Source organism: Curtobacterium sp. MCLR17_043, assembly GCF_003224215.1.
Taxonomy (GTDB): Bacteria; Actinomycetota; Actinomycetes; order Actinomycetales; family Microbacteriaceae; genus Curtobacterium; species Curtobacterium flaccumfaciens.
The window spans coordinates 1-13,473 of record NZ_QKLH01000025.1; the positions used below are offsets into that span (position 1 = coordinate 1).

Annotated in this window: 14 protein-coding genes; 8 read left to right on the forward strand and 6 right to left on the reverse strand. The window is 71.5% G+C overall.

The window, feature by feature from the left end:
• Positions 1–254 precede the first annotated feature (254 nt).
• From DEJ03_RS17250 to DEJ03_RS18085, 6 genes are all read left to right on the forward strand, one after another.
• Positions 255–2,711: a phosphoketolase gene (locus tag DEJ03_RS17250; protein ID WP_110865595.1), complete on the forward strand. Its 2,457-nt coding sequence runs from the start codon at positions 255–257 to the stop codon at positions 2,709–2,711.
• 93 nt (positions 2,712–2,804) lie between these two features.
• Positions 2,805–3,134: a hypothetical protein gene (locus tag DEJ03_RS17255; protein ID WP_110865596.1), complete on the forward strand. Its 330-nt coding sequence runs from the start codon at positions 2,805–2,807 to the stop codon at positions 3,132–3,134.
• On the forward strand, positions 3,115–3,330 hold the full coding sequence (locus DEJ03_RS17260) for a hypothetical protein (protein ID WP_110865597.1): 216 nt from the start codon (positions 3,115–3,117) through the stop codon (positions 3,328–3,330). The genes DEJ03_RS17255 and DEJ03_RS17260 overlap by 20 nt, the downstream gene beginning before the upstream one ends.
• Positions 3,331–3,363: 33 nt before the next feature.
• Positions 3,364–4,047 (forward strand): fumarylacetoacetate hydrolase family protein, encoded by a 684-nt coding sequence (locus DEJ03_RS17265; RefSeq protein ID WP_110865598.1) that lies wholly within the window; start codon positions 3,364–3,366, stop codon positions 4,045–4,047.
• 153 nt (positions 4,048–4,200) lie between these two features.
• Positions 4,201–5,175, forward strand: a complete 975-nt coding sequence (locus tag DEJ03_RS17270) for a sugar phosphate isomerase/epimerase (protein ID WP_181422771.1) — start codon at positions 4,201–4,203, stop codon at positions 5,173–5,175.
• A 10-nt stretch (positions 5,176–5,185) separates the two neighbouring features.
• Entirely contained in the window at positions 5,186–5,362 is a 177-nt protein-coding gene (locus tag DEJ03_RS18085; RefSeq protein WP_181422772.1) for a hypothetical protein, read from the forward strand.
• A gap of 319 nt (positions 5,363–5,681) precedes the next feature.
• Here DEJ03_RS18085 and DEJ03_RS18090 read toward each other — a convergent pair whose 3' ends face one another.
• The 3 genes from DEJ03_RS18090 to DEJ03_RS17280 all read right to left on the reverse strand — a co-directional run bounded on the left by DEJ03_RS18090 (position 5,682) and on the right by DEJ03_RS17280 (position 9,417).
• The gene (locus DEJ03_RS18090) at positions 5,682–5,840 is read right to left on the reverse strand and encodes a hypothetical protein (RefSeq protein WP_181422773.1); all 159 of its coding nucleotides are present in this window, start codon (positions 5,838–5,840) and stop codon (positions 5,682–5,684) included.
• A 155-nt stretch (positions 5,841–5,995) separates the two neighbouring features.
• Positions 5,996–8,530 carry an ATP-dependent DNA ligase gene (locus tag DEJ03_RS17275; protein WP_110865600.1) on the reverse strand — a complete coding sequence of 845 codons (2,535 nt, stop codon included), beginning with the start codon at positions 8,528–8,530 and terminating at the stop codon, positions 5,996–5,998.
• Positions 8,527–9,417 carry an SDR family oxidoreductase gene (locus DEJ03_RS17280; RefSeq protein WP_071404867.1) on the reverse strand — a complete coding sequence of 297 codons (891 nt, stop codon included), beginning with the start codon at positions 9,415–9,417 and terminating at the stop codon, positions 8,527–8,529. Before DEJ03_RS17280 ends, DEJ03_RS17275 begins: the two co-directional genes overlap by 4 nt.
• Before the next feature lie 135 nt (positions 9,418–9,552).
• Here DEJ03_RS17280 and DEJ03_RS17285 point away from each other — a divergent pair, with 135 nt between their 5' ends.
• Positions 9,553–10,578 (forward strand): Ku protein, encoded by a 1,026-nt coding sequence (locus tag DEJ03_RS17285; RefSeq protein ID WP_110865601.1) that lies wholly within the window; start codon positions 9,553–9,555, stop codon positions 10,576–10,578.
• An 11-nt stretch (positions 10,579–10,589) separates the two neighbouring features.
• Here the strand turns inward: DEJ03_RS17285 and DEJ03_RS17290 are convergent, their stop codons facing one another.
• On the reverse strand, positions 10,590–11,402 hold the full coding sequence (locus tag DEJ03_RS17290) for a cupin domain-containing protein (protein ID WP_110865602.1): 813 nt from the start codon (positions 11,400–11,402) through the stop codon (positions 10,590–10,592).
• A gap of 142 nt (positions 11,403–11,544) precedes the next feature.
• On the opposite strand from DEJ03_RS17290, the gene DEJ03_RS17295 reads away from it, so the two are divergent.
• On the forward strand, positions 11,545–12,156 hold the full coding sequence (locus tag DEJ03_RS17295) for an antibiotic biosynthesis monooxygenase (protein WP_035809639.1): 612 nt from the start codon (positions 11,545–11,547) through the stop codon (positions 12,154–12,156).
• Here the strand turns inward: DEJ03_RS17295 and DEJ03_RS17300 are convergent.
• Positions 12,153–12,764: a TetR/AcrR family transcriptional regulator gene (locus DEJ03_RS17300; RefSeq protein ID WP_181422774.1), complete on the reverse strand. Its 612-nt coding sequence runs from the start codon at positions 12,762–12,764 to the stop codon at positions 12,153–12,155. The two genes, DEJ03_RS17295 and DEJ03_RS17300, sit on opposite strands and share 4 nt — an antisense overlap.
• Positions 12,761–13,471 (reverse strand): DUF998 domain-containing protein, encoded by a 711-nt coding sequence (locus DEJ03_RS17305; protein ID WP_110865604.1) that lies wholly within the window; start codon positions 13,469–13,471, stop codon positions 12,761–12,763. The genes DEJ03_RS17300 and DEJ03_RS17305 overlap by 4 nt, the downstream gene beginning before the upstream one ends.
• Between the last annotated feature and the right edge of the window lie 2 nt (positions 13,472–13,473).

Genomic DNA, 13,473 nt, shown 5'->3' on the forward strand with positions numbered 1-13,473 from the left:
CCGAGGACGAGGGCGCCGGTCGTGGCGAGGGTGATGGAGGTCTTGAGGCTCTTACGCATCGTGATCAGTCCTTTGCTCTGGAGGCGCTCCGGCCGGTGGCCGAATGTGCACTGTGCACATACTGAGTACCGGCCAACTGTGACCGGAGAGCGCCCTGGGCTTTTGCCCTGTGCAAGTCATTCGGCGCCCCCGCCCGAACGGTTTGGGACGAGTTTCCTGAGGTGCCGCAACCCGGTGTTTCGTACCGTGTACCCATGGCTCCAGCACACATCTCCACCACCGACCGGCTCCGGGCGGTCGACGCCTGGTGGCGCGCCGCGAACTACCTGACGGTCGGGCAGATCTACCTGCTGGACAACCCGCTGCTCAGCCGGCCGATCGAACCCGACGACGTCAAGCCGCGGCTGCTCGGCCACTGGGGCACCTCCCCCGCACTGAACCTCGTGTACGCGCACTGCAACGCGCTGATCACGGAGACCGGGCGCGAGTTCCTGTACATCTGCGGCCCGGGGCACGGCGGTCCGGCGATGAACGCGAACGCCTGGCTGGACGGCACGTGGAACGAGCTGTACCAGGACGTCGACCTGCAGCGGTTCTTCCGCCAGTTCTCGTTCCCCGGCGGCATCCCCTCCCACGCCGCCCCGGAGACCCCCGGCTCCATCAACGAGGGTGGTGAGCTCGGCTACTCGCTGTCGCACGCCTACGGTGCGGCGCTCGACAACCCGGACCTCGTCGTCGCGTGCGTGGTCGGTGACGGTGAGGCCGAGACCGGTCCGCTCGCCGGTTCGTGGCAGGCGCACACGTTCCTCGACCCGGTGTCCGACGGCGCCGTGCTGCCGATCCTCAACCTCAACGGCTGGAAGATCGCGAACCCGACCGTCCTGGCCCGCATCCCCGACGAGGACCTCACCGCGTACTTCCGCGGGCTCGGCTACGACCCGATCGTGGTCGACTCCCGCCGCGTCGACGACGACCCGTACGCGGTCCACGCCCTGTTCGACGGTGCCCTGCGACGCGCCCTCGCCGGCATCGACGACATCCAGGCCGCTGCCCGCGCCCAGGCCGCCCGCGCCGCCGCGGGGCAGCCCGCCGGTGCCGCGGACCTGCGTCCGCGCTGGCCGATGATCGTCCTGCGCACCCCGAAGGGCTGGACCGGCCCGAAGGAGGTCGACGGCGAACAGGTCGAGGGGACCTTCCGCGCGCACCAGGTGCCACTGCCCGCGGTGCGCGAGGACGACGGCCACCGAGCCCAGCTCGAGGAGTGGATGCGCTCGTACCGCCCCGAGGAGCTGTTCGACGAGGACGGCCAGCCGGTCGGCATCATGACCACGATCCGCCCGACCGGTGACGAGCGGATGAGTGCCACCCCGCACGGCAACGGCGGTCGGCTGCGGACCGCGCTCAACCGTCCGCCGCTCGAGCCGTACGCGGCCGAGGCCGGTTCGACGGCTTCGGCCACGGGTACGCTCGGCCCCTGGCTCGCCACGCTCATCGAGAAGAACCCCTCGAACTTCCGGCTGTTCGGTCCGGACGAGACGATCTCGAACAAGCTCGACGCCGTGTTCGACGTGACCTCGCGCGTCTGGCGGGCCCAGCGCGCCGCCGGCGACGAGCACCTCGCCGCACGCGGACGGGTCACCGAGGTCCTGTCCGAGCACCTGCTCGAGGGGATGCTCGAGGGCTACGTGCTGTCGGGTCGGCACGCGATGCTCAACACCTACGAGGCGTTCGCCCACATCATCGACTCGATGGTCGGGCAGTACGCCAAGTGGCTGGAGTCCTCGACGGACATCGACTGGCGGGTGCCCGTGTCCAACCTGTCGCTGCTGCTGTCGTCGCACGTCTGGCGACAGGACCACAACGGGTTCTCCCACCAGGACCCCGGGTTCCTCGACGTCGTCGCGTCGAAGCAGCAGGACCTCGTCCGGATCAAGCTGCCGGCCGACGCCAACACGCTGCTCGCCGTCGCCGCGCACGCGATGGAGACCACGGACCGCATCGAGGTGATCGTCGCGGGCAAGCACCCGGAGCCGGTCTTCCTGTCCCTCGACGACGCGGTCGCGCACGCGCAGGCCGGACTCGGCGTGTGGGACTTCGCCGGCACGGAGCAGGCCGTCGGGAAGGTCGACGTCGTGCTCGCCTGCGCCGGTGACGTCCCCACGGTCGAGGCGATCGCCGCCACCGACATCATCCGGAAGCACGCTCCCGGCGTCGGGGTCCGCGTGCTCAACGTCGTCGACCTGCTGGCGCTCGGCGACCCGCGCAAGCACGAGCACCCGATCCCGGACGAGCAGTACGACGCGCTCTTCCTGCCCGGCACGCCCACGGTCTTCGCGTTCCACGGGTACCCCACCCTCGTGCACCAGCTGACGTACCGCCGGAACGGGCACGACGACCTGCACGTGCACGGGTTCCTCGAGCAGGGCACGACGACCTCACCGTTCGACATGCTCATGCGCAACGAGATGGACCGATTCGCCCTGGCCCACGACGCCCTGACGCGGGTGGACGCCGAGGCGCACGCCGATCTGCTCACGAAGCTGTCCGAGGCGCGTGACGCCGCGCGGACGTTCGCGTACACGAAGGGCGAGGACCACCCGTCCCTCGCGGGCTGGGAGTTCGCGGGCTGGCCGCAGGACGAGCCCGCCAGCGGCGGGACCGGCGGCGACCCGGGTGCGGGCGAGACCGAGGCGGCCGCGCCCGGCAACTGACGCACTCCTCCACAGGCCTGGAGGCCCGGAGCGCCCTCCACAGGACCGGTCACGCCCGCCGCGTGGCCGGTTCCGTGCTGTCAGGGTTCCGGCATGGACATCGGCTGGATCAGCGCGCTCGTGTCGGTCACGAGCGCGTCCGTCGCGCTGGTTGCGCTCGTCGCCTCGGTGCTCGACGGGCGCGCAGGACGGCGAAATGCAGAGTTCTCGGCGCACCGCGACCTGTGGTGGCAGCGTTGGTCGTGGGTCGCCGACCGGGCGACCTCGGACGACGAAGGACAGCGCGCGGCCGCCGGTGTGATGTCCGCTGCGCTGGTGACCCGCAGTTGGACGACCGCCGACGACCGCTGGGTCGGCCAGGCACTCGACGACCTGACCGCAGCGACGATCGAAGGAGCGAACGATGATCTCGAAGCTGAGTGACAAGGACTTCAAGCGCTGGCTCGACGGACGTGAAATGACGACGCCCGCACTGCTGGCGGACCCGCACTACGGGCCCATGATGCGGGCGAAGGGCGCCGAGGAAGAGCTCCGTCAGGCGCGCATCGAATGGCGCGAACGCCAGGAGCGCGCACGGGCGCGGAAGCTCAAGTACGAGGCGTCCTTCGGTGAGAGCTGAACCGATGCCCTGCGAGCCTGCCACGCTGGGACCGTGACCGAACTCGTCATCCCGGCCCCGAATCTCCCGACCGTGCCCACGACGACGGGCGCGCGTTTCCCCGTCCGCCGTGTGTTCTGCGTCGGACGGAACTACGCCGCGCACGCCCGCGAGATGGGCCACGACCCGGACCGCGAGCCGCCGTTCTTCTTCACCAAGCCGGCAGACGCGGTCGTGGTCGACGGGGCCGACACCCCGTACCCGCCGCTGACGCAGCAACTGGAGCACGAGGTCGAGCTCGTCGTCGCGATCGGCACCGGCGGCACGGACATCGCCGTCGCCGACGCCCTCGCACACGTCTGGGGGTACGCCGTCGGGATCGACCTCACCCGTCGCGACCTGCAAGCCGAGGCGAAGCGACTCGGGCGGCCGTGGGACACGGCCAAGGGCTTCGACGCCTCGGCGCCGATCGGGGCGATCAACCCGGCGGCCGAGGTCGACCCGACCAGCGGCGCGATCGAGCTGACGGTGGACGGGGGACTCCGGCAGTCGGGCGACCTGACCGACCAGATCTGGTCGGTCGCCGAGACGATCGCGGCGCTGTCACGGTCCGTGGCGCTCGCGCCCGGCGACCTCGTGATGACCGGCACTCCTGACGGTGTCGGCGTGCTCGAACGCGGCGCCGTGCTCGTCGGCACGATCGCCGGCGTCGGCGAGGTCCGGACCCGGATCGTCTGAAGCACGTGTCGGCGATGTGTCGACGGGCTGGGAGCGTTCGCAGGCAGGACGGGTAAGTCTTGGGCATCGTCGCGGGTGGGGCCCGCGGCGGACACGGGGCGGCGCATCGCGACGGGGCGACGCGGACACCTCGGGACTGCCGGAGGTACGACCGTGCTGGAACACGACCTGCTCGCCACGTCCTGGACGTGGGCGGGCGACGAGAGCATCCGTGACCGCGTGCACGCCGTCGGCGCCGCCGGGTTCGCCGGCCTGTCGCTGTCCCTCGACGATCTGCACGAGGTCCGCGCGACGACGGGGTTCGCCGAGCTGCGCCGCATGCTCGACGCCGCCGGCATCGTCTGGGTCCAGCTCGGACCACTCGACCGGTGGTGGACGTGCACGAGCCGCACCCAGGACGAGGACGCCGACCGCGGGGTCGTGCTCGAGGCCGCGGCGACGCTGAGCGCCTGGCAGGTGGTGGCGCGCGCCGACACCTCGTTGCCCGGAGCCTCCCCCGCGACGATGGCCGACGACTGGGTCGTGCTCGCCGACCAGGCCGAGGCGGTCGGAGCGCAGCTCGTGCTCGAACCGGAACCGTGGTCGAACCTGCCCACGATCGAACGGGCCTCCCGCTTCGTGGCCGCTGCCGGACACCCCAACGGCGGCCTGCTCATCGACGCCATGCACGCGCTCCGCGGCGGTTCCACGCTCGCGTCGATCCGGCAGGGCGTCGCACCGGGGGTCCTCGCAGCCGTCGAGCTGAGCGACGGGCTGCTGCACACCCCGAGCGGGATGACCCTCGCCGAGGAGTCCCGGACGGCACGGTACCTGCCCGGTGCCGGAGCGTGGGACCTGCCCGGCTTCGTGCGGACCGTGCGCGAGCTCGGGTTCGACGAGCCGTGGGGCGTCGAGGTCCGGACCCCGGCGCACCGGGCGATGCCCGTCCGCGATGCGCTCCGGACGGCCGTGGCCGCCACCCGTGCGGTGCTCGACGCCGCCGACGCGTTCGGCGCGCCGGCCGCCCCGGCGATGCCCTCGACGCCCGCACCGACGTCCGCGGTGGACTTCGAGCCACCGCACACCGGCCGGCACGACCCGACGCACGGAGCCCGCCGTCGGGACGCCGGCACAGGGACGCCCGCGTAGGTTGCTGGGCATGACCGATCAGGCAGCACACGACGACGACCTGCTCCGCCGTTCCCAGGAGTCCATCGACGAGGCCAAGGCCGCCGCGGCCGAGGTGGTCGAGCCGGAAGAGGACGAGCTCATCGAAGAGGACGCACCCGTGGCCGACCGCGCGGTGCCCGCCGACGGCCCTGCGCCCGCGGCCTGACCCCGTCCTGATCCGACGGGATCCCCCGCACGGACGAGATCGCCGGGCGACCACCGAGGTCGCCCGGCGATTCTCCTTGCCGCTCCTGTGACGATCCGGCCACACCGTCCGTCTCACCAGTGGACCCACCGGTGGCGCTTCGGCGAGCCCGGTGCGGGGCTTCGTGGTCGGTCTCCCTGAACCGGCGGACCACGTGCCTCGGCGACGGTCCGTGCGCTCCCTGATCCAGCGTGCGGGCCGTCGGGTCTGTCGCTTCTTTCGGTCGCGTCGAGCGGTCAGGTGTCCAGGTCGTTCCGGTCAGGCGCTCCGGCTGCCCCGCTCAGTCGTCATCCTCGTCCGCGAGGAAGTCCGCGTACCGGACCTCGGTCTCCGTGGCGCCGCTGCCCGGTTCGACGGTCCGCTGCGACAGGTCGTCCCCCGTGATCGCGACGCGTTCTGCGGCCGTGTAGGGCGGCAGGTACTTGCTCGAGTTCATCATCGAAGCCCCCTTCGTCCCGGCGAACGTAACAGCCGATGGCCGATCGTGGCCAGCGGGGCCGATACTGTCCCCCGCCCGGGCACGGTACGGGGGACGGATGTTCGCCAGCGGCGGACCCCATGCGCACGCATGCGGAGCCGAGGCCGGAGCGCGGGTCAGGTCTCCCGCACGACGTCGTCCGGGTCCTTGTCCACGCGCCACCCGCGCCACGACGGCTGCCGGAGCCGTCCGTCGCCGGTCCACTCGGCGAACTCGACCTCGCCGACACGCTTCGGCGTGACCCAGTGCGCATCCCGCGCGTCAGGTCGTGGGACGTCGACGAACGGCGGGGTCTTCCGTTCCAGCGGTGCGAGGACACCGGCGATCTCGTCGAGGTCACGGTCACGGAACCCGGTGCCGACCTTGCCGACGTACTCCAGCCCGTCGGGGCCGGGCACCCCGAGCAACAGCGACCCGATCCCGCCGGCACGCCGACCGCTGCCCGGTTTCCAGCCGCCGACGATGACTTCCTGCGTGGCGTGGTGCTTGAGCTTCAGCCAGGCCTCGGACCGCCGGCCCTCGGCGTACTTCGACGACCGCTTCTTCGCGACGACGCCCTCGAGGCCCTGCTCGCGCGATGCGGCCAACACCGCGTCGAGGTCGCCCTGTACCGCCGGCGGCACGTCGATCGCACCGCCGGGGTCCACGACCGTCTCGAGTGCCTGCCGCCGGGCGTCGTAGCCGAGCCGCGTGAGCTCGTGCCCGTCCGCCTCGAGCACGTCGAACAGCAGGAACCGCACGGGCGTCGTCTCCTGCGCGCTCCGGACCTCGCGTGCCTTCGTCAGGCCCATGCGGTTCTGGAGCAGCTGGAACGAGGGTCGGCCACGATCGTCGACGGCCACGATCTCACCGTCGAACACGCCGTCCACGCCGGCCCGCTCGCCCAGTTCCTGCAGCTCGGGGTACTGGGCCGTCAGGTCGTTGTCGTTGCGGCTGCGCAGGGTCACCGACCCGTCGCGGACCGTCGCCAGCGCGCGCACCCCGTCCCACTTCATCTCGAAGGCCCAGTCGGCCGGGTCCAGCCGGGGCTCCCCCTTGGCCAGGGTCGCCTGCATCGTCCGGCGCTCCGACGGTGGGGTCTCGGCGTCCGCGGTCCCGCTGATCCGTCGCTGCCCGGCGCGGTGCGCATCGCCGTGGCCGTCCGACGGCCGCTCCGACCGTCGCGCCACCGTCGGCCCGGCAGAGCCGCTGCCGTCCGCCAGCCGTTCGGGTTGTTCCTTCGTGCGGTGGATGAGCCAGTTCTTCTCGTCCCCGCCGCCACGGCCGCGGGTGTGGAGCAGCGCGAGGCGGCGAGCGCCGCCGGCCCGACCGTGCAGGGTGACGATGACCTCCTGCCCCTCGCGCCACTTCTCGAGTTCGTAGGTGCCGTCGTCCCAGATGGTGACCGTGCCGCCGCCGTACTCGTCCTTCGGGATCGTGCCCTCGAACGACCCGTACTCGAGCGGGTGGTCCTCGGTCTGCACGGCCAGGTGGTTCTTGCCCGGGTCGGTCGGCTCGCCCTTCGGCAGGGCCCAGCTCACCAGCACCCCGTCGTGCTCGAGCCGGAAGTCGTAGTGGTCGCGGGTGGCGTGGTGCTCCTGGATGACGAAGGTCGGTGTGCCGTCCTTCCGCACCGTGGGAGCGCCCTCGGGCACGGGCTCCGGCGTCTTCGAGGCGTCCCGCTTCGCCCGGTAGGCGGCGAGCCGGTCACGTGCGGGCTGCTCGGCATCGTTCGCCCGCTCGGTCCGGTCGCTGTCCCAGTGACCGTGGTCGTCGCGTCCGACGGCCAGCGAGGCGGAGGCGACCGGGTGCAGGAAGTCCCCACGGGCCTCCAGGCGTTCGAGGACCTCGTCCAACGTGAGCTGCGCGAGCCCGCGTTCCTCGAGTTCCTTCCAGGTGCGGGGCGCCGCGACCGTCGGCCGCTCGCGGCCGCGCAGCGAGTACGGGGCGATGGTCGTCTTGTTGCCGTTGTTCTGCGACCAGTCGACGAAGACCTTGCCCTTCCGCTCGGCACGGCTCATCGACGACAGCACCAGGTCCGGCAGGTCCGTCTCGAGGGCCTTGGCCAGCTCGTGGGCGACGTCGGAGACCTGCGCCGTCGTCGCCTTGCCGTCGAGCGCCGCGTACAGGTGGATGCCCTTGGAACCGGACGTCACCGGGTACGGGTCGAGCCCCATGCCGTGCAGGATCTCGCGCGCGGCCACGGCGACCTCGACGCACTCGGGCAGCCCCACGCCGTCCCCCGGGTCGAGGTCGAGGACGAGCCGGTCCGGGTTCTGCTGCGCGCCGCGTGGGCCGAACCGCCACTGCGGGACGTGCAGTTCGAGCGCGGCCTGCTGCGCCATCCACACCAGGGTCGGCAGGTCGTCGACGATCGGGTACTCGTTGTCGTGTTCCGAGTGGTGGATGGTGTGGTGCCGCACCCAGTCGGGTGCCGAGTCGGGCAGGTTCTTCTCGAAGAAGACCTTGCCCTCGACACCGTTGGCCCAGCGCTTCCGGGTCACCGGGCGGTCCTTGACGTGCGGGATCATCCACGGCGCGACCCGCTCGTAGTACTCGATCACCCGACCCTTCGTGGTGCCGGTCTCGGGGTAGAGCACCTTGTCGGTGTTCGTGAGCGCGAGCCGCCGGTCCCCGACCAGGACGACGGTCTTGCGCGAAGCGGGACTCACAGCGCCACCCCGGTCGCTCCCGCCACCGTCAGGGTCGTGCCGGACGTGTACGAGGACTCGGGCCCGGCCAGGTAGACGTAGGCGCTGCCGAGCTCGACGGGTTGGGCGGGACGGCCGAAGGGGGTGTCCTGGCCGTACGCCGCGATCTCGTCGCCCGGGTAGCTGATCGGCTGCAGGGGCGTCCACACCGGCCCGGGCACCACCGTGTTGGCCCGGATGCCCTTGCTGGCGAGCTGCCGCGCGAGCCCGTTCGTGTAGGTGATGATCGCGGCCTTCGTCGCGGCGTAGTCGATCATGCGGTCCTGCGGCTGGTACGCGGACACCGAGCTGGTCGTGACGATCGAGCTGCCCGGCGCCATGTGCGGGACCGCAGCACGGACGAGCCAGAACAGCGAGTACAGGTTGACCTTCATCGTGCGGTCGAAGTCCTCGGTGCTCTGCACGGTGACGTCCTCGTGCACCTGCTGGTGGCCCGCGACCAGCACGAGCGCGTCCAGGCCACCGAGCTCGCTGACGGCGTCCTGCACCAGGACGTCGCAGAATGCCTCGTCCGTCAGGTCGCCGGGCAACAGCACCGCCTTGCGCCCGAGGTCACCGATGACGTCGCGGACCTGTTCGAGGTCCTCGCGCTCCTCGGGCAGGGCGTTCAGGGCGACGTCGGCCCCTTCCTTCGCCATCGCGATCGCCGCGGCGCGCCCGATGCCGGAGTCCGCGCCCGTAACGAGCACCCGGTACCCGCGCATCCGCCCGGTGCCCAGGTAGCTCGTCTCGCCGTGGTCGGGGGCGGGGTCCATCGCACTCGCCAGCCCGGACCCCTGCTGGGTCTGCGCGGGGAACGGCGGACGGGGGAACTGGTCGCGCGGGTCCTGCTTGTCGAGCTGGCTCATGGGCCCATCGTGCTCGCGCCGGCCTCGCGGCGGTCCAGCGAACCGGACATCCGTGGAACGATCCCCCGGACGGCGGACCTGTGGAGGAACCGACGGCTCCGGGCACGCACGCGTGCGGGCGGGCATCATGTGCGCATGAGGTCGATCTGGAAGGGCTCCATCGCGTTCGGGCTCGTCAACGTGCCCATCAAGGTCTACGCGGCCACCGAGACGCACGACGTGTCCCTGCACCAGGTCCACGACGACGACAAGGGCCGCATCCGGTACAAGCGGGTGTGCGAGTTCGGCCACGAGGTCGAGTACGCGGACATCCAGCGTGCCTACGACGACGGTGACAAGACCGTGGTGCTCACCGCGGACGACTTCAAGCAGCTCCCCGAGGAGCAGTCGCACGAGGTCGAGGTGCTCGAGTTCGTGCCCGTCGACCAGGTCGACCCGATGATGTTCGAGAAGACCTACTACCTCGAGCCCGACTCGCGCTCGCCGAAGGCGTACGTGCTGCTGCGCGAGACCCTGGCGAAGACCGACCGCCTGGCGATCGTGCAGTTCACCCTGCGGCAGAAGACGCGGCTCGGGGTGCTCCGGGTGCACGACGAGGTCATCCTGCTGCAGGGGCTGCTCTGGGGCGACGAGGTCCGCGCCGCCGACTTCAAGACCCTCGACACGACGGTGAAGGTCAGCGCCAACGAGCTGAAGATGTCGTCCTCGCTCGTCGAGAGCATGTCCACCGACTTCGACCCCGACCGCTACACCGACTCCTACCAGGAGGAACTGCAGCAGCTGATCGACGCCAAGCTCGAGGCGGGCGACGACATCGACACCGAGAAGACCTTCGGCGCGCAGGACGACGAGGACGACGACGACGAGGGCGGTGACGTGCTCGACCTGATGGCCGCCCTGCGTGCGTCCGTCGACAAGAAGCGGACAGGAGGCTCGGGGTCGCGTTCGTCGTCGACCGCACGCTCGTCGTCGGGTTCCGCCTCGGGCACGTCCGGCTCGGGCACGTCCGGCTCCGGCAGGAAGGCGCCGGCGAAGAAGGCGCCCGCGAAGAAGGCTGCGGAGAGCGCGGCCGAGAAGGCCCCCGCGAAGTCGGCACCGAAGAAGGCCCCGGTCAAGAAGGCTCCGGCGAAGAAGCCCGCCGCGAAGAAGCAGGCGAGCTGACCACTCCCGGGTCAGGCCGCGGTCGACCCGCCGCCCGCCAGGCGCTCGAGCGTGGTGAACACCTCGACGTACTGCTGGCGGAGCGCCGCCCACCCGGCGCCGGTGTCGATCGACTCCGGGTCCTCGACGGGCACCGCGAACCCGTACTGCGCCCGCGGGACCGGGTCGCCCGGCAACCGGAGCTCCTGGGTGAACGCACCGCTCGCGGCCTCGAAGGTCAGGGTGTGCGACGCGATGTTCCGGCCCCAGTCCGCGGACGGCCACGACATGAACGCGACGTGCCGCATCCCCTCGGCGGGATCGGTCGCCGAGACGTAGCAGCCGTGGTGGTCCTCACCCGGGGACAGGATCGTGTACGTGCCGTTGTCCCGGTAGACGAGCAGTGCCTCGGCGAAGGGCTTCGGTGCGTACATCGCGGTGTAGCGCAGCGCGTGCACGAACTGCGGCCGGCCCAGCGGGACCGTCACGAGCGCGCTGCGGGCCGGCCCTTCGCTCGGTGGCGCCTCGCCCGGGGTCGACGCCGCTGCACCTGCCGGCAGGTGGGCGACGTAGAGCAGCTCGGCGTCCTCCGTGCCGGTGCTGCGGCCGTCGTGCACGATGCGCGGCTCCTCGACCAGGGCCTGCCCCGGCCCGATTACCCGAGTGGCCTCTTCGGTGACGTGCGTCAGCGTGCCGCGCACCACGAGACCCGTCTGGCGCGCGTCGTGCCGGTGCCAGCCGGTCGACGCACCCACCGGGAGCGTCAGCCGCCGCACCTCGTACGTGCCGCCGTCGGGCCCGTCGACGGTGGCGACGAGGGTGGTGGTGGGCTCGGGATCGGTCATCGGGGTCCTCTCGGTGGCGCGTTCGCCAGATGATCGTCTTGCACCCGCCTGGGACGGCGGTCGAAGGACGACGCGGATCCGTTCAGCCGACGTGCGAGGCACGTGTCACGAGCCGGAAACACGGGTCCGGGACACTGGTCGGATGACTCCACAAGAGCCTGGGAGCCTGCAGTCGTCATCCGAGACCGCAGGCCCGCCCGTCACCGTCTCCGTCACCCGCCTGGTCGAACCCGATCGCATCCCCGAGGTCACCCGCTGGGTGCAGTCCGGGGTGAACCTGGCGAACCGCTACCCCGGCTTCCTCGGCTCGGGGTGGGTGCGTTCCACCGCGCAGTCCCGCGAGTGGCACATGCTCTACCGGTTCGCCGACCACGACTCCCTGGCCACGTGGGAGAACTCCGACGACCGGCTGCGCTGGCTCGACCTGGGCCGTGACCTGGTGGTGGAGTCCCGCGTCGAGAAGCGCACCGGCATCGAGGGGTGGTTCGACGTCCCGCAGGACGCCCCGGCCTCGAGCGCTCCCCCGCGGTGGAAGCAGTCCGTGAGCATCTGGCTCGGCTTCTTCCCGGTGAACCTCGCGTTCACGTACCTGACGGCATGGCTCGTCCCCGCGTTCGCGCACGTCGCGATCCTGCCCCGGGTGCTCATCACGACCGTCGTGCTCACGCCGATCATGACGTTCTGGGTGCTGCCGTTCGTGACGAAGCTGATCCGCCCGTGGCTGCTCGCTCCGCCGAGGTCCGAGCGGGCCTAGCCGACGACCCCGAGCGGCACGGGCCCGTCGTGGCCGAGGGCGTCCCATCCGATCTGCAGCATGTGCGGCCGGGCCTCCGGCGCGGAAGCCTCGGTCTCGTACGTCAGCGCGAGCATCACGATCGCACCGAACGCCCCGGAGACCCGTGCACGCCGGTCGAGCGGGGTGGCCATGGCGTCGGCCATGTCGATGCCGAACACGTCGAGGAGCGTCGCTGCGACCGGTTCGAGCCGGACGCCGACGTCATCCCCGCGTCGCAGGGTGAAGGCCGCGAGCGCGAGCTCAGCCCACCCCGGCCGGACGAGAGCGAGGTCGGCGATGCCCGCGAGCGCCGCGGCGTCGCGGGGCTCCCCCACGGGGGCGGCGGTGGCAGCTGCCCGGATCGCCTCGGTCTGCGCGGTGCACTGCGCGAGCGCGGCCTCGACGAGCAGCTCCTTGCTCGTGAACCGGGCGAGGATGCCCGCCTTCGAGTAGCCGGCCTGGTCGGCGACGGCCTGCACGGCGGTGTCCTTGATGCCGCGTCGGGCGATGAGTCCGGCGGTGATGTCCAGGACGACCCCGTTGATCTCCTCGGCAGAGGGCCGAGCACGGCGCGCAGGGCGGGTCACGCGCCGACCGCCGAAGCCCGCGCCGTCCGTAGGCGCCGCGACCCTGCGACCAGCAGGGCGATCCCGGTCAGGAGCTCCCACGCGACGATCGTGTACACGGACGCACGCTCCCACACGCCGTCGGGGAGCACCTCGATCACCGTCGACGACGAGTCCACGACGAGCATCACGAGGGAGACGATGCCGACGATCCCGAGCACGACGCTCGCGATCCGGTAGACCGCCGGTGCCCGCAGCGCCCCGGACCCGATGCCGGCGGTGATCGCCACGAGGTTGCCGGTCGTGATCGCTGCCGCGGCGCCGAGCACGTGGAACACGATGGTGCCGCCGTCGGTGCTCGTCTGGCTGCCGTGGAACGAGCCGACCAGGACCATCCCGACCAGGTGGACCACGGCGAGGACCGCGGTCGCCACCCGCGCACGGCGGGACGCGGCGCGGAACAACACGGCGGCGAGCACCGCTGCGATCCCGAACAGGACGCCCTGCCCGATGAACGTCGTGTTCATGAGCACGTGCAGCGGTGAGTCGATCGACCGCCCCTGGAACGTGCCGACGTCGGGGACCCCGAGGTCGGAGATGTAGTTCGTCGCGTAGCTGTAGCCGGGGAACGCCGACGCCGAGACGGCTTCGCCGACGAGCCATCCGACTCCCGCGACCGTCCAGACTGCGCCGGGGACGAGCGCACGGGGAGTGTCCGATTTGGTCATCT

Bases quoted from the DNA above. Each gene is read 5' to 3' on its own strand.
- DEJ03_RS17295 (WP_035809639.1), top strand. From the start codon at position 11,545: ATGACTCCACAAGAGCCTGGGAGCCTGCAGTCGTCATCCGAGACCGCA.
- DEJ03_RS17250 (WP_110865595.1), top strand. From the start codon at position 255: ATGGCTCCAGCACACATCTCCACCACCGACCGGCTCCGGGCGGTCGAC.
- DEJ03_RS17290 (WP_110865602.1), bottom strand. From the start codon at position 11,402: ATGACCGATCCCGAGCCCACCACCACCCTCGTCGCCACCGTCGACGGG.
- DEJ03_RS17305 (WP_110865604.1), bottom strand. From the start codon at position 13,471: ATGACCAAATCGGACACTCCCCGTGCGCTCGTCCCCGGCGCAGTCTGG.
- DEJ03_RS18090 (WP_181422773.1), bottom strand. From the start codon at position 5,840: ATGATGAACTCGAGCAAGTACCTGCCGCCCTACACGGCCGCAGAACGC.
- DEJ03_RS17285 (WP_110865601.1), top strand. From the start codon at position 9,553: ATGAGGTCGATCTGGAAGGGCTCCATCGCGTTCGGGCTCGTCAACGTG.
- DEJ03_RS18085 (WP_181422772.1), top strand. From the start codon at position 5,186: ATGACCGATCAGGCAGCACACGACGACGACCTGCTCCGCCGTTCCCAG.
- DEJ03_RS17280 (WP_071404867.1), bottom strand. From the start codon at position 9,417: ATGAGCCAGCTCGACAAGCAGGACCCGCGCGACCAGTTCCCCCGTCCG.
- DEJ03_RS17255 (WP_110865596.1), top strand. From the start codon at position 2,805: ATGGACATCGGCTGGATCAGCGCGCTCGTGTCGGTCACGAGCGCGTCC.
- DEJ03_RS17260 (WP_110865597.1), top strand. From the start codon at position 3,115: ATGATCTCGAAGCTGAGTGACAAGGACTTCAAGCGCTGGCTCGACGGA.